This is a genomic window from Bacillus halotolerans (genome assembly GCF_004006435.1).
GTDB classification, from domain to species: Bacteria; Bacillota; Bacilli; order Bacillales; family Bacillaceae; genus Bacillus; species Bacillus halotolerans.
Genome location: NZ_CP029364.1, coordinates 3,039,324 through 3,064,050 on the forward strand (window position 1 = coordinate 3,039,324; position 24,727 = coordinate 3,064,050).

Consider the following 24,727-nt stretch of genomic DNA (forward strand, 5'->3'; position numbering starts at 1 on the left):
TTTTGATACAGCAATATTTGGAGGTTTTACAATGGAAAATTTTACTTATTATAACCCGACGAAGCTGATCTTCGGAAAAGGCCAGCTTGAACAATTAAGAAAAGAATTAAAGCAATACGGTAAAAATGTTCTGCTTGTCTACGGAGGCGGAAGCATTAAACGTAATGGCCTTTATGACCAAGTAACAGGCATATTAAAAGAAGAAGGCGCCGCTGTCTATGAACTGCCAGGGGTAGAGCCGAACCCGCGTCTTGCAACTGTGGAAAAAGGCATTGACCTATGCAGACAGCATGATATTGATTTTCTGCTTGCTGTGGGCGGCGGAAGTGTCATTGACTGCACAAAAGCGATCGCTGCGGGAGTAAAATACGACGGAGACGCTTGGGACATTTTCAGCAAAAAAGTAACAGCCGAAGATGCACTGCCGTTCGGTACCGTTCTAACCCTTGCTGCTACAGGTTCTGAAATGAACCCTGACTCTGTGATTACAAACTGGGAAACAAACGAGAAATTTGTATGGGGAAGCAATGTAACTCATCCGCGGTTCTCGATTTTAGACCCTGAAAATACGTTTACAGTGCCTGAAAATCAAACGGTTTACGGTATGGTTGACATGATGAGCCACGTGTTTGAACAATACTTCCATAATGTCGAAAACACACCGCTGCAAGACAGAATGTGCTTTGCCGTTCTGCAGACGGTAATCGAAACAGCTCCAAAACTATTGGAGGATCTGGAAAATTACAAACATCGTGAAACGATTTTATATGCTGGCACAATCGCTCTGAATGGCACGCTTCAAATGGGCTACTTCGGCGACTGGGCTTCTCACACTATGGAGCATGCCGTATCAGCTGTTTACGATATTCCGCATGCCGGCGGACTCGCGATCCTGTTCCCGAACTGGATGAGATACACGCTTGATACAAATGTCGGCCGCTTTAAAAACCTTATGCTCAATATGTTTGACATTGATACAGAAGGCAAAACGGATAAAGAAATCGTGCTTGAAGGAATCGACAAGCTGTCTGCGTTCTGGACAAGTCTGGGTGCGCCTTCTCGTTTATCCGACTATGATATCGGAGAGGAAAAACTGGAACTGATTGCTGATATCGCAGCCAAAGAAATGGAGCATGGCGGCTTCGGCAACTTCCAAAAACTGAACAAAGATGACGTGCTTGCCATCCTTCGCGCGTCACTCTGATTTCTAAGGACGGAATGCAGTCATTCCGTCCTTTCTTCTTGACTTGATTTCACAGATAAGTTCATATAAAGTGAAAGATGAAAACATTATACCGTTATGGAGGGACAAGCAATGACGCATGTACGCTTTGACTACTCAAAAGCGTTGACTTTCTTCAACGAACATGAACTTACATATTTGCGCGACTTTGTAAAAACAGCACACCATAATATTCATGAAAAAACAGGCGCGGGCAGCGATTTTCTAGGCTGGGTGGACCTCCCTGAACATTATGATAAAGAAGAATTTGCGCGCATTAAAAAAAGCGCGGAAAAAATCAAATCTGACTCTGATGTATTGCTTGTTGTCGGTATCGGAGGTTCTTACCTCGGCGCGCGGGCAGCGATTGAAGCGCTTAATCACGCGTTTTACAATACACTGCCGAAAGCAAAACGAGGCAATCCGCAAGTCATTTTCATCGGAAACAACATCAGTTCATCTTATATGAGAGATGTCATGGATCTTCTCGAAGATGTTGACTTCTCCATTAACGTCATCTCTAAATCAGGTACAACAACTGAACCTGCAATCGCTTTCCGTATTTTCCGCAAGCTTCTTGAAGAGAAATACGGCAAGGAAGAAGCGAAAGCGCGGATTTACGCGACAACTGATAAAGAGCGCGGCGCGTTAAAAACACTTTCTAACGAAGAAGGCTTCGAATCATTTGTCATTCCTGATGATGTCGGCGGCCGTTATTCTGTCTTAACAGCCGTTGGTCTCCTGCCGATTGCTGTCAGCGGCGTCAACATTGACGACATGATGAAAGGCGCATTTGATGCGAGCAAGGATTTTGCCACATCAGAATTGGAAGAAAACCCTGCATACCAGTATGCGGTCGTTCGCAATGTGCTTTACAATAAAGGCAAAACGATTGAAATGCTTATCAACTATGAGCCGGCGCTTCAATATTTTGCGGAGTGGTGGAAGCAGCTGTTCGGCGAAAGTGAAGGCAAAGACGAGAAGGGCATTTATCCTTCTTCTGCCAACTATTCAACAGATCTTCACTCATTAGGACAGTACGTACAGGAAGGCCGCAGAGACTTGTTCGAAACGGTGCTGAATGTCGAAAAACCTAAACACGAGCTGACAATCGAAGAAGCCGATAACGATCTTGACGGCTTAAACTATTTAGCCGGAAAAACTGTAGACTTCGTTAACAAAAAAGCATTCCAAGGTACAATGCTGGCTCATACAGACGGAAATGTTCCGAACCTAATCGTCAACATTCCTGAGCTGAATGCATATACTTTTGGATATCTTGTTTATTTCTTTGAAAAAGCCTGCGCGATGAGCGGTTATCTCCTCGGCGTCAATCCTTTTGACCAGCCTGGAGTAGAAGCATATAAAGTCAATATGTTTGCATTGCTTGGCAAACCTGGCTTTGAAGAGAAAAAAGCTGAGCTTGAAAAACGTCTCGAAGATTAATGTACGAAAGCTGACTGGCATTTGCCGGTCGGCTTTTTATAAAATCAGAAAGGTGCTGATGTTCATGAAACAAGTGGTCAAACATCTCATCATTGCGGGTTTTTCTGCAGCTGTTTTAGTTATTCTCATATCCTTTGATGCCGTGAATACAGAGTTTTCTTCCAACCTTGGCGGCACACTCTCACACTTTTTTATCCACACCTTTCTTCTGATCGGGCTGCCGCTTGCCATTTTTACCGATGCGGTGCACCATTTTCTGAAATTGAAGCGATCTCACACCCTTTTAACAAAGTTAGGACTCTATACAGCTGTTGTATATGTTTCATGGGAATCTGCGGCGGGGATTGCTGCAGCGATGACTGTTTACTTCTTAATTGAATGCGCTTTCTTTTCGGTTGGCCGTGCAAAGGAAAAAACGGTTTCCATGTAATAAGCCTCTGAATGAAGTCTTGTTCTGCGGGACAGGATAAACGAAAAAAGGGGCAGTTTGATGATTACGATACCTTCCGCGATAGATGGACAGCCTTTCTTGCTTCAAGAGCTGGAACAAGTCATGAAGCCGCTCGGTTATGTGATAAACGGCGGCTGGGAGTACGACCACGGCTATTTTGATTATAAAATTGATGATAGAGACGGATATTTATTTTTAAGAATTCCCGTCAATGCCATACAAGGCAGTCTGGATGAACGCGGGGCAGCTGTCCGTATCGGAACTCCGTTTATGCTGAGGCAGGTGTTCCAGGCAGGCCTTGATGATCATGCTGAAGGAGGGCCGTTTCAATCGCTGTTTAATCAATTTTCTGAGCCCGAGAGACGGGACGCAGAGATTGATCCGGCGTATTTGGATATCGGCGCCTCCCTTGTCAAAGAGCTGGAGGATGTTTTGTTGGGTTAAAGCGCAAGGAATTGATCCGTTTCAAGCACTTTATATGAAAGAGGAGGGGTAATCATAGGCCCTTCCTCTTTTTGTATGCCGATAATAGTGGTGTTGTGATCAAGAAAATAGAGGACGCATGTTTTATAAGCGGCACCATGCAGTTCAGAAGGAACCGAAATCAGCCTCACTTTTTTATCGAGTGTCAGCTCGATTAAGCTTTGCGGTTTAGACAGCTGCAATTTGACCCGGTAATGTTCCAGCATCACGCGGCTTAAGAGCTGAGACGTCCCGATAATTTTATTAGCGCCCGCCCGTTCTGCATTGGTGACAAAGCGGTCTGTCAGAATTTCGACAATACAGTATGCCAGCGGATTCAATCCTTTGACTGATAACAGAATCAGCACCGACAGCATATCCGCTTCCGCTTCACTTTTATATTGGTCGGCAGTGACCATAACTGTGTCCGCCTCAGTAATATTGGCTCGTTTCAGCGTTTCATCATCAGCGGCGTGTCCGCGTATGAAATGGACATTTTCAATGAGCGGCCCTTCTTTTAACGATTCATCAATCAGAACGACTGTCTTGGAGGGCGCCGCCAGCTGAAGCTCTCTCAAAAGGCGATTTGATTTTTCATTCCAGCCGATAATAATCACATGGCCCCGTCCTTTGTAAGCGACCTTTCCCTCTATGTAGCGGTGCTGTTTACTGAAAGCGGCAGCGGATAAGGTGGCAAAGTAAGCAGTGACAAAGCTTGCGCCGATGAATATCAGCAGCATTCCGGCTGCTTGACCAAGCGGCGTGTGCGGCACATAGTCTCCGTAGCCCACTGTTGAGATGGTAACCACGGCCCACCAAATACCTTCGAAGACGGAAGTAAACTGCTCGGGCTCAAGTAAATAAATGATTTGTCCGAACAAAAGAATCAGAAAAAGAATGATCAGCCCGATTCGGATAAATAACGGCCATCTCAGCCAAGAAATAAAGATCCGGTTTGACTTCATTCTTTTTCCCCTTCTTCAGATAATGAAATAGATAAAATCTGTTTAATAATCGTATTCAGCTTCTCATTTAGCTTTTCCTGACCGTACAGGTCGCGGGCCTGCTTCATGAGATCAGCTGTATCGTCTTCAAGCTGAATGAGAGGTTCGTCGATTTCGGATTCATTATAAAACTGGATAAATACGTCCAGCCCTTCATTCATCCGGTCAATCGCTGTACTCAGCTGTTCCTTTTCCTCGCTCGTCACTTTCATGTTCATCACACCCGTGCTCTTTTTATAACAGTATGTCCCACTTCCGGCATTGTTTTTCAAAAAATGAACAAAACATATAAAACCGGATTTCTCCATAAACTAAAACAAATAGGTGAAAAAAGGATGGAACAGATGACGATCATTCAAAGAACCGTCGTGGTTTTGATCGGTACCCAGCTTGCGGCATCCGCAGTGATTTTGTTTATTTTCGACTTGAATTCGTATAATCACTTCTCCGATAGCTTCTCATGGCATCATTTTTTGAAAGAGCTGATTGGAGGCTTTTCTTTTTATTTGTTTTCGGCTGGCTTGTTCCTTTTGCTTATCGGAATGTGTGCGCCTAGACGGAAGAAGAAGCGCTTTTCTGTACACGAGAAAGAAAACTCATTAAAATAATCGTAATAAAGAAACATACGATCTTTAAAAAAGGATGATGAAACATGCTGTTTATATTTTTAACAATAGCCGCATTGGGATTGTCGTTTTGGGCACAATTTAAAGTAAAGAGCAACTTTGAAAAATATTCAAAAGTGGAAGCCTCAAGCGGTCGAACAGGGGCAGAAACGGCAAGACGGATTCTAGATATAAACGGTCTTTACGACGTGCCGGTCGAACCGGTAAGAGGCGCTTTAACAGACCATTACGACCCGACAAGACGGGTGGTGCGTTTATCTGAGCCGGTCTATTATGGCCGCTCAATTTCCGCCATCTCCGTAGCTTCCCATGAAGTCGGACATGCCTTGCAGCATCAGGAGTCATATGGTGCGCTTGTGCTGAGACATAAAATCTTCCCAGTCGTGAATTTTGCATCCGGTGTAGCTCCTTTGCTTTTCTTAGGAGGCATGCTTCTCGGCAGCCTGAATTTGATCGGGCTTGGCATCATTCTGTTTTCAGCCGCTGTCTTTTTCCAGCTGATCACACTGCCTGTCGAATTCAATGCAAGTTCACGCGCGAAGCAAATTATTGTGTCAGAAGGATTCATCCGGAACAATGAAGAGAATGGGGTAAATAAAGTGCTGAGCGCCGCCGCCTTAACGTATGTGGCCGCCGCCCTGGTTTCCCTGTTTGAACTTCTTCGCTTTGTGATGATCTTCTTAAACGGTCGTAATGAGAATTAACGTTAAGGAGGTGGCCCCTTACCATTTATGGTAAGGGCTTTTTTTGCTTATATTACAATTGATCGCCATTTTTGTTTTGATTGGCATTACGGCTGTTTTCGTTGCAGCCGAATTTGCAATCGTCAAAATCAGAGGTTCAAAAATCAATCAGCTCATCGAAAGCGGAGACAGCCGGGCGCTTGCCGCACATAAAATCATCTCCAATCTTGACGAGTATTTATCAGCCTGCCAGCTCGGGATTACAATTACAGCCCTCGGCCTTGGATGGCTTGGTGAACCGACATTTGAACGCATTCTTCATCCCTTATTTACAGCGGCAGGCATACCGGAACCGTTTAACCACATTGTCACATTTGTAATTGCATTTATCATCGTCACTTTTTTGCATGTGGTAATGGGTGAGCTTGCGCCGAAAACGGTTTCCATTCAAAAGGCTGAAGCTGTCAGTTTATGGATTGCAAAGCCGCTGATCTGGTTTTATAAAATCACATATCCGTTTATCAAAGCATTGAACGGCTCTGCAAGTTTTCTTGTGAAATTGTTTGGCTTTCATTCAGTCAAGGAGCATGAGGTTGTCATCAGCGAGGAGGAACTGAGGCTGATCCTGTCAGAAAGCTATGAAAAAGGGGAAATCAACCAGTCTGAATTTCGCTATGTGAATAAGATTTTTGAATTCGACAACCGCGTGGCGAGAGAAATTATGATTCCGCGAACAGAAATCGCTGTCATCTCTCTGGAGCAGTCGCTTGAAGAAGCGATTCATCTCATCATTAACGAACGGTATACACGGTATCCTGTCATCAAAGAAGATAAGGATCATATTTTAGGGATTATCAACAGCAAAGATATGTTTAAAGCGTATTTTCTCGGCCAGCCGATTAAGCTGAAGCAAATTATGAGACCTGTCATCAGGGTCATTGAAAGCATTCCTGTCCAGCAGCTTTTAATCCGCATGCAGAAGGAACGGATTCATATGGCGATTCTCGTAGATGAATACGGGGGAACGGCGGGGCTTGTCACTGTCGAGGATATTATCGAAGAAATTGTCGGGGAAATCCGTGATGAATATGATCAGGATGAAACGCCGCATATTTTGAAAAAAGGCGAGCACCATTATGTGATGGATGGCAAAGCGCTAATAGATGAAGTGAACGACCTGCTCGACATTGCCATTGAGAATGAAGAAATTGATACGATTGCAGGCTGGCTTCTGACGCAAAAAATGGAGCTGGAAGCAGGAGATGTGATACAGGCGGAGGGCTGCGAGTTTAAAATCCTCGACGCTGAAGACCATCACATTCGATTTGTCGAAATCAAAAAAACAGAGTTTTAATCAAAAACAGCCGGGCTGGATCGCGGCTGTTTTTTGAGCTCAAAGAAAATCAGGACCAAAGGCTTCTGAAAAATTGATCAGTCTCTTGTCATCGGCAAGAGGCTTTTTTTCTGAAAAAATGAATGCTTCAAAGGCTTTTTTCTACATAAGATATAAAAACCGCACACGCAGGAAGGAGTGGCTGTATGAAAAAGGCTTGGTGGAAGGAAGCGGTGGTCTACCAAATTTATCCCCGCAGCTTCAAGGATTCAAACAGCGATGGAATCGGGGATATTCAAGGAATCAGGTCCAAGCTTCCGTACATAAAAGAACTTGGTGCCGATGTGATTTGGATTTGTCCTTTGTACGACTCACCCAATGCGGATAACGGCTATGATATAAGAGATTACAAAAACATATTGAGCGATTTCGGCACAATGGCAGATTTCGATCAGCTGCTTCATGATATTCATGAGCTTGGCATGAAGCTCATTATGGATCTTGTCGTGAATCATACAAGTGATGAACATCCATGGTTCATTGAATCACGTGCATCTTTACAATCCCAAAAACGCGACTGGTATATTTGGAAGGACGGGAAAGACGGAAAAGAGCCAAACAATTGGGAAAGCATTTTCGGAGGATCGGCTTGGCAGTATGATCAGCAGACAAGCCAGTATTATCTCCACCTTTTTGATAAAAAGCAGCCAGACCTGAACTGGGAAAATCAAGAGGTAAGAAACGCCGTTTATGACATGGTCAATTGGTGGCTCGATAAAGGCATAGACGGATTTCGGGTGGATGCCATTTCTCATATTAAGAAAAAAGAAGGGCTGCCTGATCTGCCGAATCCGAAAGGGCTGTCCTATGTTCCTTCTTTTCCTTATCATATGAATGCTGAGGGCATATTGGATTTTTTAACAGAGCTGAAGGAAAACACATTTTCCCGCTACCCGATCATGACGGTCGGAGAGGCAAACGGTGTCGCGGCAAAGGAGGCGGCTGAGTGGGCGGGGGAGGAATCCGGCATTTTCAGCATGATTTTTCAATTTGAACATCTCGGCCTGTGGGATATAGAGATAAATGAAAGCATCGATATCGTTGCATTCAAACGGATTTTAACAGAGTGGCAGAACAGTTTGGAGGGAATCGGCTGGAATGCTTTGTTTATGGAAAACCATGATCAGCCCCGTTCTGTTTCTGTATGGGGAAACGAGGGGAATTCCTTAAAGGAAAGTGCAAAAGCACTCGCCGTTGTTTATTTTCTGATGAAAGGCACGCCGTTTATTTATCAAGGACAGGAAATCGGCATGACCAATGTGGCGTTTCCTTCGATTGAGGATTATGATGATGTCGCGATGAAGCGGCTGTATGACATAGAGACCGCAAAAGGCGCTTCTCACGAGGAAGTGATGAAGATTGTCTGGAAAAAGGGAAGAGACAATTCTCGAACACCAATGCAATGGAATGCATCTCCTCACGCTGGGTTTTCCGATGCCAAGCCATGGATTGGGGTTAATGACAATTACACATGGCTGAACGCCGAGGCGCAAATAAACGATAACACATCTGTCTATCACTTTTATAAAAGCTTGATCAAACTCCGCCAAACATATGATGTATTTATTTATGGCCAATACGAGCTGATTTTGCCGGAAGATCAGCAAATCTTTGCATACCTTCGCAAAAACGAGAGCCAAACTGCGCTAATTGCGGCAAATCTGACGGGTGCGCCGGCGTTCTGCAGATATCCCGCATTGCCGTTATTTTCTGACAAACTCCTATTGTCGAATATGGAAACAGAACCGCACAAGCATACGACATCACTGCTGTTAAAACCTTATGAAGCCAGAGTATATCTATGGCAATAAAACTCCAGAAACAAGCTGGAGTTTTTGTTTTCTTCAGGTTTATGAGCCTGGTTTAACAGGAAAAAAAGAACACAGAACGAATATGCAAAGAGAAGGGGAAGTGAAAGGAGAAACAAATGCTGAAAACTCTGCAAATCAAAACAAACAAAAGAGGTGAAATGGTTGAAATCACTCACGAGGTGGAAGCGTTTCTTCAAGAAACAGGAGTGGCAAGCGGGGCAGCGCTGATTTACTGTCCGCATACGACGGCGGGCATTACAATTAATGAAAATGCCGATCCCGATGTGAAAAGAGATATGCTCCGAAGATTTGATGAGATGTATCCATGGGACCATGAGCTGGACCGCCATATGGAAGGCAATACAGCTGCACATATGAAGTCCAGTACGGTAGGCGCTTCACAGCATGTCATCATTGAAAACGGGCGTCTCATTCTCGGGACGTGGCAAGGTATTTATTTCTGCGAATTTGATGGTCCGCGTCATCGAACTTGCCATATCAAAATCATGGAATAACAGGAGGTGCTTCTATGACTCAATGGATGAAAGCACTATCATTATCAAAGCCTGTCATTCAGGCGCCGATGGCAGGCGGCCTGGTCACACCCCGACTGGCAGCCGCTGTGTCGAATGAAGGCGCGCTCGGAAGTCTCGCTTCCGGATATCTCAGTCCAGCTACGCTTGAAAAACAAATCATCGAGATGCAGGAATTGACCAGCAGCGCTTTTCAGGTAAATGTGTTTGTGCCGGAAAAAAGGAAGGCACCGGACGATAAAAGGGTTCACACATGGAAACAAAACATTCCGTTTGCGGAACAGGCGGCTGCTTTTCCTTTAGAGGAGGAAGAGTGGGAGGATTTTCATAAAAAAATAAATCTGATTCTTACATACAATGTAAGAGCCTGTTCATTTACGTTCGGCATTCCGCCTGATGAAAGCATTCATTTATTAAAGAAAAATGGCTGCTGTCTTATCGGAACGGCTACTTCGCCGCAAGAAGCCGTCCTGCTGGAAGAGCGCGGAATGGATATCATCGTGCTGCAAGGCAGTGAAGCAGGCGGCCACCGCGGTTCTTTTCTGCCGGTCAGCGGAGAGTCTTCTATTGGCTTAATGTCACTGGTCCCCCAAGCTGCAGACGCTGTTTCAGTACCCGTGATTGCGGCAGGCGGAATTGCAGACCGCCGCGGCGTCCAAGCGGCTCACTGTCTCGGAGCGCAAGGTGTACAGGTCGGGACCCCATTTCTTATGTGTGAGGAAAGCAAAGCCTCTGAAACGTACAGACAGGAATTAAAAGAAGCGCATGGAACAGACACGCGCCTTACCGCATTGTTTTCGGGGAAGCCTGCAAGGGGTATAGTCAACCAATGGATGAAAGAGCAACAAGCTGAAGAGGCAAATACACTTCCTTATCCATTGCAAAACACGTTAACAAAACCAATGAGAAAACATGCCGCCGCAGCCAAAGATTCCGGTCACATGTCTCTGTGGGCGGGGCAATCAGTCGGATTGCTCAATGGGCCCTCTGACGTGAAAACGCTGATAGCTGAGCTTTGCCAATCGTAACGTAACTAACAGAGGTGACAGACGATGAACATTCTTCAATATTCTTATAAAAAGAAAGGGAAAATTGAGTTTGTATTTGAAGACTGGCCTCATTCAAAAGTTACAATGGCTCCCATCAAAGGGTATTATTTTGTCCGGTTTATCAAGTGGAGCAGCCAAGATCCCATCGTGACGAGAAATGACCTTGAAAAAATGGAATGGGCTGCGAACCAGTATGTCGGCACAGCCCCTTTCTATCGAAAACGAAAAGCATTTGAAACCCCATCGTCCCCAAAATAGACGGTGGGGTTTTTAGCGGGTGATGGGATAGAGTGACGGAATATCAAGCCTGGTCGCTTGTGAAAGGAGATAAGCTGACTGTACGGCTCCTTTTCGTCTGAAAGAATTCAGCTTATCAATAATTTGCTGAGCGTTTAAAATTCCCAGGCCGTGAGCAAAATATTTGTCCTTTTCTAATAAAATCACATTTTCGCCTCTCCACTGCGCTTTCTGCGGATCAAATTCAGGATTTTTAAAATACAAACAGTCTCCAAGGAAAAAGTGATGTCCCGTTTCCGTATATATCGGCAATTTCTCATAATGCCAGTCATATAAAATAATTCTGTCAAAGGCTGCGTCGAATTTTTCTTCTCCGATGGTTTTAAGCAATGCTAAGTAATAAATCACAACGATTGCCGTCGCGCATTCAAACGCATAAAACGGGCCGTTTTCTGCAATATCCCGAATCGCCTTTGAAGGCGGCATTTTATACTTAAGCTCCAGAGCCCCTTCCGGTGAAACCCGCCAATACGCTGTATTCCCGTATGTTTTTACAAAGGTGGCGAACTTCGCCCCGCTTTTATGCAGCGCTTTTGCCGATTCAACAATGTTCATGCGCAAATGAAGCTCAAACATCAGTTCAGCGATCGAATGATAATCAAACTGAACGGGTGTAGCAATCATTTCTTTTAGCAGCGGATTCAGGTTTTTGTCTATTTGCCAGTTTTCAATGTCTTGGGGACGGAGCCATTGCCCGGATACAATAATCATCTGAAGCCCCCCTTGTTTTTTATAAACTATGCACAAGGCTTGTGCAATGAAAGCTAAAAAGACAGAGAAATGTTGAAAAGGAAACTTCTTCTATTTTAAAAACTTTTTAAAGCAGCCGATATATACTGTATCAAACCTGAAGGAGAAGCTGGATATGAAGACTTTTATCAATTGGCTGACAAAACCGTCTATTTCTAGAAAACTAATTATTTCATTTGTTGTGATTTTAATTATTCCGATTCTTATATTGGAATTCAGTTCTTATCGCTCAGCAAGCGGAAAACTGGATCAGGAGATCATGGGAAATGCGAAAAATAGTGTCGATTCATTTAATACAACCGTTACAAATGATATAGGAGCAAAAGCGAAAGGCATCAGCTTTTTCAGTAAATCACTGAAAAGCTCCGCGTTTAAAGGAAAATCCAAACAGGAAGAGGTTAAGGCCAAGTTTTCGCAATATGTTTCCATTAACCAAGACGTAGCCAGAATTTACGGAGGGGCAGAAAACGGCACATATGTACAGGCACCGAAAGAAAAATTGCCGGATGGCTACGATCCGAGAAAACGTTCTTGGTACCAGGATGCAATGAAGGCCGGCGGTGAAATCGTAGTGACCGATCCTTATGTGGCAGCCAGCGACGGAAGCATGGTCATTACCATTGCTCAGGAATTGAAGGATGGTTCAGGCGTCGTCGCCATGGATATCACAATTGATAAACTGTTAGAACAGTTGAAACAAATTAAAGTCGGAAAAGAGGGCTATGCTTTCATCGCGACGAAAAACAAAACATATGTTGCCCATCAAAACCATAAGGCTGGTGAAAAGCTGTCTGGCGACTGGGTTGCCAAAATGTATGACAAGGACAGCGGCGAGCTGCAGTACACCCTGAATCATGAAGATAAAAAGATGACATATACGACAAATCAACTGACTGGCTGGAAAATTGCCGGCACCATGTATATGAGTGAAATCAAGGAATCCTCAAAATCTGTCCTGACAACAGGCATGATCGTGCTGATTGCTTCAATACTGGCAGGCGGGATGTTAATCCTGTTTATCGTTGGTTCGATCACAAAACCGTTAAAACGTCTGGTTCAATCATCAAAAATGATCAGCAGCGGAGATCTGACAGAAACCATCGAGATCCGTTCGAAAGATGAACTGGGCGAGCTTGGCGAAAGCTTCAATGAAATGGGACAATCCTTGCGTTCGCTTATCAGCGCCATTCAAGACTCGGTTAATAATGTTGCCGCATCATCCGAACAGCTGACTGCATCCGCCGGGCAAACGAGCAAGGCGACGGAGCATATTACAATGGCAATTGAGCAGTTCTCAAACGGAAACGAAGAGCAGAGCGAAAAAGTGGAGTCCAGCTCTCATCAGCTGAACATGATGAATGAAGGGCTCCAGCAAGTCTCACAAACATCATCAGACATTACGAAAGCGTCTATCCAATCAACGGAAATCGCGGGTACAGGCGAGAAGTTTGTCCAGCAGACAGTCGGGCAGATGAATTCAATTAATGAGTCGGTTCAGCAGGCTGAAGCAGTGGTGAAAGGGTTAGAAGAAAAATCAAAAGATATCACGAGTATTTTACGAGTCATCAATGGGATTGCTGATCAAACAAACCTGCTGGCATTAAATGCAGCCATTGAAGCGGCGCGGGCCGGGGAATCTGGACGAGGCTTCTCTGTTGTAGCGGAGGAAGTGCGTAAACTGGCCGTTCAATCTGCAGATTCATCTAAAGAAATCGAAAATCTGATCCAGGAAATCGTTGCAGAAATCGAAACTTCTCTTCACATGTTTAAAGCCGTTAATCAAGAAGTGCAATCAGGGCTAGTTGTCACAGACAATACAAAGGAAAGCTTTCAAAGTATTTTCAGCATGACAAATGAGATTGCAGACAAATTGCAGACGATGAATACAACCGTAGAACAGCTGTCAGGCCGTTCAGAGCATGTATCGGCAGCGGTGAGCGGAATTGCCGATGTTTCAAGAGAAAGCTCGGCAAGCATTCAAGACATTGCTGCATCGGCCGAGGAGCAGCTTGCTTCTATGGAAGAAATCAGTTCATCAGCCACGACCCTGGCGCAGATGGCAGAAGAGCTCCGTGATCTGACAAAGAAATTTAAAATTGAATAAGAGCAAAAAACAGCGCTTATGAAGCGCTGTTTTTCTGTATAAGAAATAATAAAAAAGACCTGTCTAAATCGGTGAGTTTTGAACTATTTTTCATTTTTTCCTTCATTTTCAATGTAAGATAAAGGAATATCAGCCGATATAATTTGTAAATTATTGAAAGAAGGTTCAAGAGGAATGAAAAAAACACTCACCACCATTCGCAGATCATCAATTGCCAGGAGACTCATTATTTCTTTCCTGCTGATCTTAATTGTCCCGATTACGGCACTATCGGTAAGCGCTTATCAATCAGCTGTTGCATCTCTTGACATACAGATGACACAAAGCGCAAAGGAAAACGTTCAAATATTAGATAACATTATTGATGGCAAAATCAAAACGACTGAAAAAAGCCTCGCGTTTTTCAGCGATTGGGCGACAGCAGACAAGTTGAAAGACAAGAAAAAAACGGAGATCAAACAAGAATTTAAACAATTTATTCAAATGAATGACAATGTCGCTGCGGTGTTTTCAAGCAGCAAAGACGGGACATTCACACGCTATCCGCACGCAGACATGCCGAGTGACTTTAATGCTTTAGAACGTGACTGGTACACAGAAGCCATGGATAATAAAGGAAAGACAATTGTGACCGAACCTTACGAATCCATTTCATCAGGAAAAATGGTTGTCACCATTGCGCGCCAGACAAAGGATGGATCAGGCGTTGTCGCCATGGATATGAAAATCGATGACCTTGTGGCAACAGCAAAAGAAATCAGTATTGGCAAAGAAGGCTATGCCTTTATCCTCAGCCAAAATAAAGAAGTCATTGCCTACTCCGGTGAAAAAGCGGGTACGCAGTTAGAAGGGGAGTGGATAGACAAACTTTACAAAGACAAAAGCGGCGACTTTGAATATACGCACAAAGGAAAGAAGAAGAAAATGGCGTTCGCCACAAGCGAAACAACAGGCTGGAAAATCAGCGGCACGATGTATGCCGACGAGATCCATGATGCCGCAAGCAGGGTTCTTGTTATGGCATCAGTTGTTCTTGCCATTGCCATTGCAGCCGGAATAACGGCGATTTATTTTGTCATCCGGTCGATTACAAGGCCTTTGAAACGCATCGTTGCGTCAGCTGAAAAAATCAGCAAAGGCGATTTAACAGAAACGATAGAAATCAAATCAAAAGACGAACTCGGGGTTCTGAGCCAAAGCTTCAACAATATGGCGCACTCTCTCCGCTCGCTGATCTACGGCATTAAAGAATCTGTAGAACATGTCGCCTCATCGTCAGAAGAGCTGACAGCTTCCGCAGATCAGACAAGCAAGGCCACTGAACACATTACAATGGCGATCGAACAATTTTCAAACGGAAGCGAAAACCAGAGCGACCGAATCGAGACGACAACAGAACAAATTAACGAAATGAACGACGGACTTGCTGAGCTGGCCCGGGCGGCGGCAGTCATTACAGAAACCTCTGCAGACTCCACCGAAGTGTCAAGCGCAGGGGAAACACTCGTTCAGAGAACAGCCGGCCAAATGAATACGATTGATCATTCTGTGAAAGAAGCGGAGCAAGTGGTCAAAGGCCTGGAAATCAAATCAAAGGATATCACAAATATTTTACGTGTTATCAACGGCATCGCAGATCAAACCAATCTTTTAGCATTAAATGCCGCCATTGAAGCGGCCAGAGCAGGCGAGTACGGACGAGGCTTTTCTGTGGTCGCTGAAGAAGTGAGAAAACTTGCGGTACAGTCGGCAGATTCAGCAAAGGAAATTGAATCGCTGATCAGTGAAATCGTAAAAGAAATTCATACATCATTAAACGTGCTTCAATCCGTAAATAAAGAAGTGGAAACAGGTCTGGTCATGACAGACGAAACAAAACAAAGCTTTAAACATATATCAAAAATGACGAATCAAATTGCCGCAGAATTGCAAAACATGAATGCAACGGTTGAACAGCTGTCGGCAGGGTCTCAGGAAATTTCCGCTGCTTCTATAGATATCGCCGCTATTTCTAAAGAAAGTTCAGACGGCATTCAAGATATCGCCGCTTCAGCCGAGGAACAGCTTGCCTCCATGGAAGAAATCAGCTCATCGGCGCAGACGCTTGAAAAAATGTCCGAAGAGCTGCGAGATTTGACAAAACGATTTAAATTGGATGATTAATAGGTCTAAATAACTAATTTTAAATAGGGATTTAGTTATTTTTCTTGAATTTCTTCTTTTTTAATGTATATATTTACCCATTTTCAGCCGATATGAAGGGTAGCATAAAAAAGGAGAAATGAACTGATGAAAAAAATACTCCAACTAATTAAACAGAGATCAATTACACGGAAGCTTCTGGTTTCCTTTCTATCGATTCTCATCATACCGGTTGCCATAGTAGCGGCGATTGCTTATGGATCTGCCAGCAGCTCGCTCGACAGACAGATGATGGGAAGCGCCTTAGAAAATGTACAGCAACTAAACGAAATCATTAACACCAGCATCGGAGAAAAAGAAAACAGCGCCGAATACTTCAGCGAATGGCTGACACAAAAGAAATATAAAGCAAAGAGCAATGCCAGCATTGAAGAGAAATTCTCACAATATATTAAAATCAATAAAGATGTGGAATCTATTTATACAAGTGACAAAGACGGGCGCTTTACCCGTTACCCGGATCTGCCGATGCCAAGCGATTATAATCCCGTTGAACGGGACTGGTACAAAAAAGCGGTTGCCAATAATGGCAAAGCCGTCATAACAGATCCATACAAAACAGCATCTACGAACACAATGGTTGTGACAATTGCCCAGCAGACAAAAGACGGATCAGGCGTTATCGCAATCAACATGACGATCGATAACCTGCTGAAAACGACCAAACAAGTGAACATCGGCAAAGAAGGCTATGCTTTTATTATGACGAAAGACAAAAAGGTCGTTGCGCATCCTGATGAGGCTTCAGGAACCGAATTGAAAGGCGACTGGCTTGAACAGATGCTGTCTGCCGATAAAGGCGATTTTCAATACAGCATGAACGGCGATAAGAAAAAAATGGCCTTTGATACGAACAAGCTAACGGGATGGAAGATAGGCGGAACGATGTATCTGGACGAGATTCATGATGCGGCTAAGCCTGTGCTTCACCTCGCATTAATTGTCCTGATTGCAGCCATTCTCGTTGGTATCATCGTGATGACATTGGTTATTCGATCAATCACGACACCGCTGAAACAGCTTGTCAGTTCATCTAAGCGGATCAGTGAGGGAGATTTAACGGAAACGATTGATATCCGTTCAAAAGATGAACTGGGCGAACTGGGCAAAAGCTTTAACAATATGGCGTCTTCACTTCGCTCTCTCATACACGCCATTCAGGATTCGGTAGACAATGTTGCCGCTTCCTCCGAGGAATTGACGGCATCTGCCGCGCAAACAAGCAAGGCGACCGAGCATATCACATTGGCAATAGAACAATTTTCAAACGGCAATGAAAAACAAAATGAAAACATCGAAACAGCGGCGGAGCATATTTATCAGATGAATGACGGATTGACGAATATGGCTCAAGCTTCTGAAGTCATTACAGATTCATCTGTTCAATCGACAGAAATCGCGAGTGCGGGCGGACAGCTTGTTCATCAGACTGTCGGCCAAATGAACGTGATAGACAAGTCGGTGAAAGAAGCGGAACAAGTTGTTCGCGGATTGGAAACCAAATCAAAAGACATCACAAACATTCTGCGCGTGATTAACGGTATTGCTGACCAGACGAACCTGCTTGCACTAAACGCTGCCATTGAAGCGGCGCGCGCAGGCGAATACGGGCGCGGCTTCTCCGTCGTAGCGGAAGAAGTCAGAAAACTGGCTGTACAGTCCGCTGATTCAGCTAAAGAGATTGAAGCGCTCATCATTGAAATCGTGAAAGAAATCAACACATCTCTCGGCATGTTCCAGTCTGTGAACCAAGAGGTGCAAACAGGCCTTGACATCACAGATCAAACAGAGACAAGCTTTAAACGAATCTCTGAAATGACAAACCAGATAGCCGGAGAACTGCAAAACATGAGTGCGACGGTTCAGCAGCTTTCTGCCAGCTCTGAAGAGGTATCGGGAGCGTCTGAGCATATTGCATCGATTTCAAAAGAAAGCTCAGCCCACATTCAAGATATCGCGGCATCAGCCGAAGAGCAGCTTGCTTCTATGGAAGAAATCAGCTCATCAGCAGAAACACTTTCAAGCATGGCTGAAGAGCTTCGCGATATGACAAAACGATTCAAAATCGAATAATGAGTCAAAACACCCAAGGTTCTGCGCTTGGGTGTTTTTTTTAGTTTTTTTATTAAAGCTTTTATCCTAGCTTGACGATATTATTTTTAGCTTAAAGGAGGAATTATCGAGAATGGGAAAATTCATACATTGGATCAAACAGCCATCAATCAGCAAACCGCTTATCGCTGCGTTTCTGACAGTGCTCATTTTGCCGATTGGGGTATTAGCATATTTCAGTTATCAATCAGCTTGGAACGCACTGGACAGGGAACTTACGAATAGTGCAATAGGAAACGTTGAAGAACTCAACAGCACACTTGAAAACAAATTGAAAAATAAAGTAAAAGCAATTGATTATTACAGCGAGACAATTGATAAAGACATATTACAAGGCAAAAACAAAACCTTACTGAATGAAAAATTTAAACAGTACACGACACTAAATGCCGATGTAGGAGCAATCTATGCGGCTTCAGAAAATAAAAAGCTCTACAAATATCCGGAAAGCGGCGTTCCTAAAGGTTTCGATCCGACAGAACGTGACTGGTACAAACAGGCTGTTGCGAAAAAAGGACAGGCTGTATTCTCAGAGCCGTATACTGACGAAGCGACAGGAGATATCGTTGTTACGATTTCCAAACAATTAAAAGATGGCTCAGGGGTCATAGCGCTTGATTTAAATCTGGATGAAGTGCTGGCAGCTTCACAGAGAATAAAAATCGGTAAAAACGGCTTTGCATTTATTACAACAGGCAACAAAAAATATATCGCCCATCCGACGATTAAGCCTGGAACAACTGGATCCGGCGACTGGACAAAAGAGGTATATTCAAAAGCAGACGGTTCATTTCAATATACCTTCGAAGGCAAAGAAAAGAAAATGGCATTTACGACAAATAAATTGACAGGGTGGAAAATCGCGGGTACGTACTTTGTCAGTGAATTGCAAGATGCTTCAAGTCCGGTACTGAACACTGCCGTTATCATTCTATGTGTGTCAATTGTGATCGGCGGCATACTCATTCTCTTTATTATACGCGCCATCACCAAACCGTTAAGAAAACTGGTTTTAACATCTGCGAAAATCAGCAGCGGAGATTTAACGGAAGTGATTGATATTCAGTCGAAAAATGAGTTTGGCCAGCTAGGAGAAAGCTTTAACGAGATGTCTGAATCATTGCGTTCTGTCATCGGTGTTATTCAAACGTCTGTAGAAAATGTGGCATCATCTTCTGAAGAACTGACGGCAAGTGCAGCCCAAACGAGTAAGGCGACTGAACACATTACGCTGGCAATCGAACAGTTTTCAAATGGCAACGAGGCGCAAAGCGAGAAATTGGAAACAAGCTCAGATCATCTTTCTCAAATGAACCACGGCATATCAAAAGTGGCTCAGGCTTCATCAACCATTACGAAGTCTTCAATCCAGTCCTCTGAGGCAGCCGGAAGCGGAGAAAAACTGGTAGAGCACACAGTCGGCCAAATGAAGACAATCGATGAATCGGTTCAAAAAGCCGAAGCAGTTGTCAAAGGCCTTGAAACAAAATCTCAGGACATTACCAGCATCTTAAATGTAATCAATGGCATTGCCGATCAAACGAACTTGTTGGCTTTAAATGCAGCAATTGAGGCAGCCAGAGCCGGAGAATACGGCAGAGGCTTCTCTGTTGTAGCGGAAGAGGTCAGAAAACTTGCTGTGCAATCAGCACATTCTGCGAAGGAAATTGAAGGATTAATTCAAGAGATTGTCAGAGAAATCAGCACGTCGCTCTCTATGTTCCAATCCGTGAATCATGAAGTTAAAGAAGGCTTGCAAATTACAGACCAAACAGCTGAAAGCTTTAAGCAAATCTACGAGATGACATCGCAAATATCCGGTGAATTACAAAATCTGAATGCAACGGTTGAACAGCTGTCAGTCGGATCACAGGAAGTATCAAGTGCGGTTGAGGAAATTTCCGAAGTAGCGAAAGAAAGCTCAGCGGGCATTCAAGATATCGCAGCTTCGGCGGAAGAGCAGCTTGCGTCTATGGAGGAAATCAGTTCTTCAGCTGAAACATTGGCGAACATGGCGGAAGAACTTCAAGACATTACGAAAAAATTTAAAATTGAATCTTAATAGAAAAAGAAAGCGGCATATCTTTGCTGCTTTCTTTTTTTGTTTCTTGATAAAAACAAAAATAAACAAAAGGTATTCAAAAACAAACAAACATCATATATAATGAAAGCGGATACAAATAAAAGGGACGGAGGAAGATGAAAATGGTGAAACATGTATGGGAATCAGAACATGCCGCCCAGCTGCCAAAGGGTGTTGAAGAATTGGTGTATCGGTCCAATTTAATCGGAGCAGACCGCACTGTATGCAACTGGGGCGGCGGCAATACGTCGATGAAAACAACGGAGAAGGATTTCAGAGGCCGCGAAACAGAAGTGATGTGGGTAAAAGGAAGCGGCTCAGACTTGGCAACAATGAAAGCGCATAACTTTACCGGCCTGAGATTAGATGACATCCGTCCGCTGATTGAAAGAGACCAGATGTCAGATGAAGAAATGGTAGATTACTTGTCTCATTGTATGATAGACAGCAAACATCCCCGCCCTTCCATTGAAACACTCTTACACGCATTTTTGCCATACAATCATGTTGACCATACCCATCCGGATACAATTATCAGCATTTGCTGCGCTGATAATGGAAAACAAATTGCCGAAGATATTTATGGCAGCCGGTTTGTATGGGTGCCATACGTTCGCCCGGGATTTACTCTGTCTAAAATGATCGCAGACGGCGTGGCAAACAATCCAAATGCCGAGCTTGTCTTAATGGAAAAACACGGCTTAGTCACTTGGGGAGATACGTCAGAGAAGTGTTATGAGAAAACGATCTCCATTATTCAAGAAGCTGAGCAGTACATTCATGAACGCATCAACCAAAAACAGCGATTCGGCGGCAGGCGATACGAGTCACTGCCAGCAGATAAGCGGAAACAAATTCTGGCGGGTATCATGCCTGTTATCCGAGGAGCTGTAAGCGATGAAAAGAAAATGATCCTCTCCTATGACGATCATGAAGAGGTATTAGAATTTGTAAACAGCGTGCAAGCGCCGGAGCTTTCTCAAATTGGCGCTGCGTGTCCGGATCACCTCGTTCATACAAAGCGTGTCCCGCTGTACATTGAATGGAATCCGGAAACGCAAGATGCTCAGGAGCTGGAGGATCTTCTGAAGTCAGGGATCGAGCGCTTCAAAGCAGAGTATCAAGCTTACTTTGCACGCAATCAGCAGGAAGGGGATCAAATCTTTGAATCAGCGCCGCGTGTCATATTGATTCCTGGCATTGGAATGGTCAATACGGGAAAAAGCCTTGCCATGTCAAAAGTTAGCGGTGCTTTATACCAGAGAGCTATTGCTGTAATGAAAGGCTCTGCCTCACTCGGACGATTTGTTTCATTAAACGAAAATGAATCCTATCATGTTGAATACTGGCCGCTGGAATTATATAAACTCACGCTGGCCCCGCCGGAAGCAGAATTTTCTCGAAAAGTAGCATTGATAACAGGTGGCGCCGGCGGAATCGGAAGTGCAGCCTGCCGGCACTTTGCAGCAGAAGGCGGACACGTGATCGCGGCTGACCTGAATGTAGAAGGCGCACAAAAAATTGCCGAGGAAATAAACGAAACGTACGGAGAAGGACGCGCAATGGCTGTCAAAATGGATGTGACAAATGAAGATGAGGTACAGTCTGCCTTTGAACAAGCAGCGCTTACCTACGGCGGCATTGACATTGTCGTTAATAATGCCGGGCTGGCAACATCAAGCCCTTTTGACGAAACAAGTCTAAAAGAATGGAATCTCAATATCAATGTATTGGGAACCGGCTATTTTCTCGTGGCCCGCGAAGCGTTTAAGCAAATGAAACAGCAAAACATAGGTGGAAGCATGGTGTTTGTGGGATCGAAAAACGCTGTCTATGCGGGAAAAAACGCTTCAGCCTACAGTTCGGTAAAAGCACTTGAAACCCATTTGGCTCGATGTATTGCAGCAGAAGGAGGAGAATACGGCATTCGTGTAAACTCAGTTTTGCCTGACGCGGTTCTCCAAGGCTCAGCGATTTGGGGGTCAAGCTGGCGGGAGGAGCGGGCTGCGGCATATGGAATAGAGCCGGATCAGCTAGAGGAACATTATCGGAAACGCACAACGCTTTTGGTTAATATTTACCCGCAGGATATTGCCGAATCAATCTCGTTTTTGGCTTCTTCTAAAGCTGAAAAGACGACAGGGTGTATGATTACAGTAGACGGCGGCGTCCCGGCAGCTTTTACGCGTTAGAAGTATGCTATGATTTGGGAAAAGCAAGACGGATATTAATGAGGAAGGACGTTACCGATGTTAATAGCAGAACGGCAGAAAAAAATAGTCGAACTAGTGAATAAGCGTTTAAGCATCCGCGTATCAGAATTGAGTGACATATTTTCTGTCACAGAAGAAACGATTCGGCGGGACCTTGAGAAGCTTGAGAAAGAGCATAAGCTGAGCCGCAGCCACGGAGGTGCGGTCAGCATTCAGCAGCAGGAGTCGGAAATTCATTTTTCTGAACGTGAAATTACAAATGTAATAGAGAAAAAAGCCATTGCTCATGAAGCGGCCAAATATGTAAAAAGCGGTGACCGAATCATTCTCGATGCAAGCACCACCGCTTGGTACATGGCGAAAATACTCCCTGATATTGAGCTCACCGTCATTACAAACTCAATGAAGGCAGCCATTGAACTGAGCAAAAAACAAAAGATATCAGTTATTTCAACAGGCGGTATCTTGCTGACAAAATCATTATCATTTGCGGGACCGTTAGCTGAGCGTTCACTTGAAACCTATCATGTAAATAAAACCTTTCTGTCCTGCCAAGGGTTTGATATGGAACATGGAATGAGCGACTCAAATGAGTGGCAGGCACTGCTTAAAATACGGATGATTGAAAGATCTGATCAGACCATTTTGATGGCCGATTCAAGCAAATGGGGGAACCGCGAGTTTTCACATATCGCCTCTTTGCAGGATGTCAGCTGCATCATTACCGATTCTAGACTTGATCCGGTATCAGTAAAAGCCCTTGAAGAAAAGAATGTGAAAGTGACAGCCGTCCCCCTTCCTAAAGAAAGGGTGAAAGGATGATATATGCTGCTGTTGATATAGGGGCATCAAGCGGGAGAGTCATAATAGGCGAACTCCAGGAAGGAAAGCTTGCAGTACAAGAGATTCACCGATTCGCAAACGGCTTCATGCAAAGAGACGGACATGGCTATTGGGATATTGATCATTTGCTAGAGCAAATCCTGCAAGGGCTGCAAAAGGTGAAAGCCCTTGGCTATGACTGCTGCACCGTCGGCATTGATACATGGGCCGTTGATTACGTCTTGCTGGATGAGAAAGGCAGCCGCTTACGAGAAGTCATATCATACCGGGATAAAAGAACAGAGAACACAATGGAGAAGCTTGCGCAAACGATATCAAAAGAAACAATCTATCAAAAAACAGGCATTCAGTTTCTGCCTTTTAACACAATCTATCAATTATATGAAGAAGACCAGGAGCTGCTGAGAAAAACAGAGCAGATTTTAATGGTGCCGGATTATTTAGGCTATTGCTTAACCGGCAAAGCAGCAGCGGAAATCACAAATGCGTCCACGACACAGCTCTTAAACGCCTTAACCGGAAAGTTTGATCCCGAATTGCTCGAAGCCGTGTCTGTTAAGGAACAGCAATTTCCGCCGCTGACTGAACCGGGACAGGAACTCGGCAAGCTAAGAAATGATTGGTTTCCAGGCTATGATCTGCCGGCTTGCAGGGTGGTTACCGTCGCAACGCATGATACTGCTTCAGCTGTCCTCGCCGCACCAGGCATAAACAATGATTGGGCGTATATCAGCAGCGGAACATGGTCGCTAATCGGAATTGAGAACGAAACGCCGATTATAAATAAACTCGCATTGAAAAACAATTATACCAATGAACGCGGCGCAAACAACACCATTCGTTTCCTGAAAAACATCATTGGCATGTGGATGATACAAGAAGTCCGGAAACAATTACGAGAAGATTACAATTTTCAGCAACTGGCAGAAGAAGCTGGAAAAACAAAACCGTTTCAGCAGTTTATCAACTTAAATGATGATCGTTTTCTGTATCCGCATGACATGATAAAGGAAATACAACATTATTGCAGAGAAACCTTCCAACAGATTCCTCACACCGCAGGCGAACTTGCCTGCTGTATCTACAGCAATTTAGCCATCATCTATGCGATAGCCATCTCAGAACTAGAAACCATTACAGGGAAAAACATTCAACAGCTTCATATTATCGGAGGAGGCGCCCAAAACGACTTCTTAAATCAATTAACCGCTGATATGAGCGGAAAAACGGTATACGCCGGACCTGCTGAGGCGACAGCCATCGGAAATCTGCTGATGCAAATGATTGCTGCCAAAGAAATAAAGGACGTAAACCAGGCCCGCAAGACCGTCAGAAACTCCTTTCCCATTAAAGTGTTTATCCCTAAAGATACTGACAGAAGCGCCATCATTCAGTCCTATCATCAAACTGTTTTGAAAGCGCTATCTAAATAAAAAGAGGTGA

Annotated in this window: 21 protein-coding genes; 18 read left to right on the top strand and 3 right to left on the bottom strand. The window is 44.2% G+C overall.

Annotation, left to right across the window (positions count from 1 at the left end; translation table 11 throughout):
* The first annotated feature begins 31 nt into the window (after positions 1-31).
* From DIC78_RS15485 to DIC78_RS15500, 4 genes are all read left to right on the top strand, one after another.
* Entirely contained in the window at positions 32-1,204 is a 1,173-nt protein-coding gene (locus DIC78_RS15485) for an iron-containing alcohol dehydrogenase (protein WP_024122650.1), read from the top strand.
* 111 nt (positions 1,205-1,315) lie between these two features.
* Positions 1,316-2,668, top strand: a complete 1,353-nt coding sequence (locus DIC78_RS15490) for a glucose-6-phosphate isomerase (protein WP_101864150.1) — start codon at positions 1,316-1,318, stop codon at positions 2,666-2,668.
* A gap of 58 nt (positions 2,669-2,726) precedes the next feature.
* Positions 2,727-3,098: a hypothetical protein gene (locus tag DIC78_RS15495; protein WP_101864235.1), complete on the top strand. Its 372-nt coding sequence runs from the start codon at positions 2,727-2,729 to the stop codon at positions 3,096-3,098.
* A gap of 60 nt (positions 3,099-3,158) precedes the next feature.
* Complete coding sequence (locus DIC78_RS15500; protein ID WP_024122647.1) at positions 3,159-3,563, top strand: YugN-like family protein; 405 nt, start codon at positions 3,159-3,161, stop codon at positions 3,561-3,563.
* On the opposite strand, the gene DIC78_RS15505 is transcribed toward DIC78_RS15500, so the two are convergent.
* Entirely contained in the window at positions 3,560-4,546 is a 987-nt protein-coding gene (locus DIC78_RS15505; protein WP_024122646.1) for a potassium channel family protein, read from the bottom strand. The genes DIC78_RS15500 and DIC78_RS15505 overlap by 4 nt on opposite strands.
* Positions 4,543-4,797, bottom strand: coding sequence for a protein mistic (locus tag DIC78_RS15510; protein WP_024122645.1), 255 nt, complete (start codon positions 4,795-4,797; stop codon positions 4,543-4,545). The genes DIC78_RS15505 and DIC78_RS15510 overlap by 4 nt, the downstream gene beginning before the upstream one ends.
* A 132-nt stretch (positions 4,798-4,929) precedes the next feature.
* Between DIC78_RS15510 and DIC78_RS15515 the strand changes: the two genes are divergently transcribed.
* The 7 genes from DIC78_RS15515 (at position 4,930) to DIC78_RS15550 (ending at position 10,938) form a co-directional block, all read left to right on the top strand.
* On the top strand, positions 4,930-5,193 hold the full coding sequence (locus DIC78_RS15515; protein WP_059335356.1) for a YuzI family membrane protein: 264 nt from the start codon (positions 4,930-4,932) through the stop codon (positions 5,191-5,193).
* 44 nt (positions 5,194-5,237) lie between these two features.
* Positions 5,238-5,915: a zinc metallopeptidase gene (locus tag DIC78_RS15520; RefSeq protein ID WP_024122643.1), complete on the top strand. Its 678-nt coding sequence runs from the start codon at positions 5,238-5,240 to the stop codon at positions 5,913-5,915.
* 43 nt (positions 5,916-5,958) lie between these two features.
* Positions 5,959-7,248 carry a hemolysin family protein gene (locus DIC78_RS15525; protein ID WP_024122642.1) on the top strand — a complete coding sequence of 430 codons (1,290 nt, stop codon included), beginning with the start codon at positions 5,959-5,961 and terminating at the stop codon, positions 7,246-7,248.
* 185 nt (positions 7,249-7,433) lie between these two features.
* Positions 7,434-9,098, top strand: coding sequence for a glycoside hydrolase family 13 protein (locus tag DIC78_RS15530; protein WP_127696537.1), 1,665 nt, complete (start codon positions 7,434-7,436; stop codon positions 9,096-9,098).
* A 116-nt stretch (positions 9,099-9,214) separates the two neighbouring features.
* On the top strand, positions 9,215-9,613 hold the full coding sequence (locus DIC78_RS15540) for a secondary thiamine-phosphate synthase enzyme YjbQ (RefSeq protein WP_127696539.1): 399 nt from the start codon (positions 9,215-9,217) through the stop codon (positions 9,611-9,613).
* A 14-nt stretch (positions 9,614-9,627) separates the two neighbouring features.
* The gene (locus DIC78_RS15545; RefSeq protein ID WP_106019464.1) at positions 9,628-10,659 is read left to right on the top strand and encodes a nitronate monooxygenase; all 1,032 of its coding nucleotides are present in this window, start codon (positions 9,628-9,630) and stop codon (positions 10,657-10,659) included.
* 24 nt (positions 10,660-10,683) lie between these two features.
* Positions 10,684-10,938, top strand: coding sequence for a hypothetical protein (locus tag DIC78_RS15550; protein ID WP_024122638.1), 255 nt, complete (start codon positions 10,684-10,686; stop codon positions 10,936-10,938).
* A gap of 12 nt (positions 10,939-10,950) precedes the next feature.
* On the opposite strand, the gene DIC78_RS15555 is transcribed toward DIC78_RS15550, so the two are convergent.
* Entirely contained in the window at positions 10,951-11,688 is a 738-nt protein-coding gene (locus DIC78_RS15555; RefSeq protein ID WP_106019463.1) for a protein-glutamine gamma-glutamyltransferase, read from the bottom strand.
* A 154-nt stretch (positions 11,689-11,842) separates the two neighbouring features.
* Here DIC78_RS15555 and tlpB (DIC78_RS15560) point away from each other — a divergent pair, with 154 nt between their 5' ends.
* The 7 genes from tlpB (DIC78_RS15560) to rhaB all read left to right on the top strand — a co-directional run bounded on the left by tlpB (DIC78_RS15560) (position 11,843) and on the right by rhaB (position 24,717).
* Positions 11,843-13,831 (top strand): HAMP domain-containing methyl-accepting chemotaxis protein, encoded by a 1,989-nt coding sequence (gene tlpB, locus DIC78_RS15560; protein ID WP_127696540.1) that lies wholly within the window; start codon positions 11,843-11,845, stop codon positions 13,829-13,831.
* A 174-nt stretch (positions 13,832-14,005) separates the two neighbouring features.
* A complete protein-coding gene (gene tlpB, locus DIC78_RS15565; protein ID WP_127696541.1) occupies positions 14,006-15,994 on the top strand; it encodes a methyl-accepting chemotaxis protein in 1,989 nt (662 codons plus the stop codon).
* Between the two features lie 126 nt (positions 15,995-16,120).
* A complete protein-coding gene (gene mcpA / locus DIC78_RS22235) occupies positions 16,121-18,106 on the top strand; it encodes a methyl-accepting chemotaxis protein (RefSeq protein ID WP_106019460.1) in 1,986 nt (661 codons plus the stop codon).
* A gap of 112 nt (positions 18,107-18,218) precedes the next feature.
* The gene (gene tlpB, locus DIC78_RS15575; protein WP_127696542.1) at positions 18,219-20,207 is read left to right on the top strand and encodes a methyl-accepting chemotaxis protein; all 1,989 of its coding nucleotides are present in this window, start codon (positions 18,219-18,221) and stop codon (positions 20,205-20,207) included.
* 143 nt (positions 20,208-20,350) lie between these two features.
* A complete protein-coding gene (locus DIC78_RS15580) occupies positions 20,351-22,420 on the top strand; it encodes a bifunctional aldolase/short-chain dehydrogenase (RefSeq protein ID WP_127696543.1) in 2,070 nt (689 codons plus the stop codon).
* 57 nt (positions 22,421-22,477) lie between these two features.
* Complete coding sequence (locus DIC78_RS15585; protein WP_127696544.1) at positions 22,478-23,263, top strand: DeoR/GlpR family DNA-binding transcription regulator; 786 nt, start codon at positions 22,478-22,480, stop codon at positions 23,261-23,263.
* Positions 23,260-24,717, top strand: a complete 1,458-nt coding sequence (gene rhaB, locus DIC78_RS15590) for a rhamnulokinase (RefSeq protein WP_127696545.1) — start codon at positions 23,260-23,262, stop codon at positions 24,715-24,717. Before DIC78_RS15585 ends, rhaB begins: the two co-directional genes overlap by 4 nt.
* Positions 24,718-24,727 lie beyond the last annotated feature (10 nt).

Coding starts and splice junctions, on each gene's coding strand:
- DIC78_RS15485 (WP_024122650.1), top strand. CDS start 32: ATGGAAAATTTTACTTATTATAACCCGACGAAGCTGATCTTCGGAAAA.
- DIC78_RS15490 (WP_101864150.1), top strand. CDS start 1,316: ATGACGCATGTACGCTTTGACTACTCAAAAGCGTTGACTTTCTTCAAC.
- DIC78_RS15495 (WP_101864235.1), top strand. CDS start 2,727: ATGTTCATGAAACAAGTGGTCAAACATCTCATCATTGCGGGTTTTTCT.
- DIC78_RS15500 (WP_024122647.1), top strand. CDS start 3,159: ATGATTACGATACCTTCCGCGATAGATGGACAGCCTTTCTTGCTTCAA.
- DIC78_RS15505 (WP_024122646.1), bottom strand. CDS start 4,546: ATGAAGTCAAACCGGATCTTTATTTCTTGGCTGAGATGGCCGTTATTT.
- DIC78_RS15510 (WP_024122645.1), bottom strand. CDS start 4,797: ATGAAAGTGACGAGCGAGGAAAAGGAACAGCTGAGTACAGCGATTGAC.
- DIC78_RS15515 (WP_059335356.1), top strand. CDS start 4,930: ATGACGATCATTCAAAGAACCGTCGTGGTTTTGATCGGTACCCAGCTT.
- DIC78_RS15520 (WP_024122643.1), top strand. CDS start 5,238: ATGCTGTTTATATTTTTAACAATAGCCGCATTGGGATTGTCGTTTTGG.
- DIC78_RS15530 (WP_127696537.1), top strand. CDS start 7,434: ATGAAAAAGGCTTGGTGGAAGGAAGCGGTGGTCTACCAAATTTATCCC.
- DIC78_RS15540 (WP_127696539.1), top strand. CDS start 9,215: ATGCTGAAAACTCTGCAAATCAAAACAAACAAAAGAGGTGAAATGGTT.
- DIC78_RS15545 (WP_106019464.1), top strand. CDS start 9,628: ATGACTCAATGGATGAAAGCACTATCATTATCAAAGCCTGTCATTCAG.
- DIC78_RS15550 (WP_024122638.1), top strand. CDS start 10,684: ATGAACATTCTTCAATATTCTTATAAAAAGAAAGGGAAAATTGAGTTT.
- DIC78_RS15555 (WP_106019463.1), bottom strand. CDS start 11,688: ATGATTATTGTATCCGGGCAATGGCTCCGTCCCCAAGACATTGAAAAC.
- tlpB (WP_127696540.1), top strand. CDS start 11,843: ATGAAGACTTTTATCAATTGGCTGACAAAACCGTCTATTTCTAGAAAA.
- tlpB (WP_127696541.1), top strand. CDS start 14,006: ATGAAAAAAACACTCACCACCATTCGCAGATCATCAATTGCCAGGAGA.
- mcpA (WP_106019460.1), top strand. CDS start 16,121: ATGAAAAAAATACTCCAACTAATTAAACAGAGATCAATTACACGGAAG.
- tlpB (WP_127696542.1), top strand. CDS start 18,219: ATGGGAAAATTCATACATTGGATCAAACAGCCATCAATCAGCAAACCG.
- DIC78_RS15580 (WP_127696543.1), top strand. CDS start 20,351: ATGGTGAAACATGTATGGGAATCAGAACATGCCGCCCAGCTGCCAAAG.
- DIC78_RS15585 (WP_127696544.1), top strand. CDS start 22,478: ATGTTAATAGCAGAACGGCAGAAAAAAATAGTCGAACTAGTGAATAAG.
- rhaB (WP_127696545.1), top strand. CDS start 23,260: ATGATATATGCTGCTGTTGATATAGGGGCATCAAGCGGGAGAGTCATA.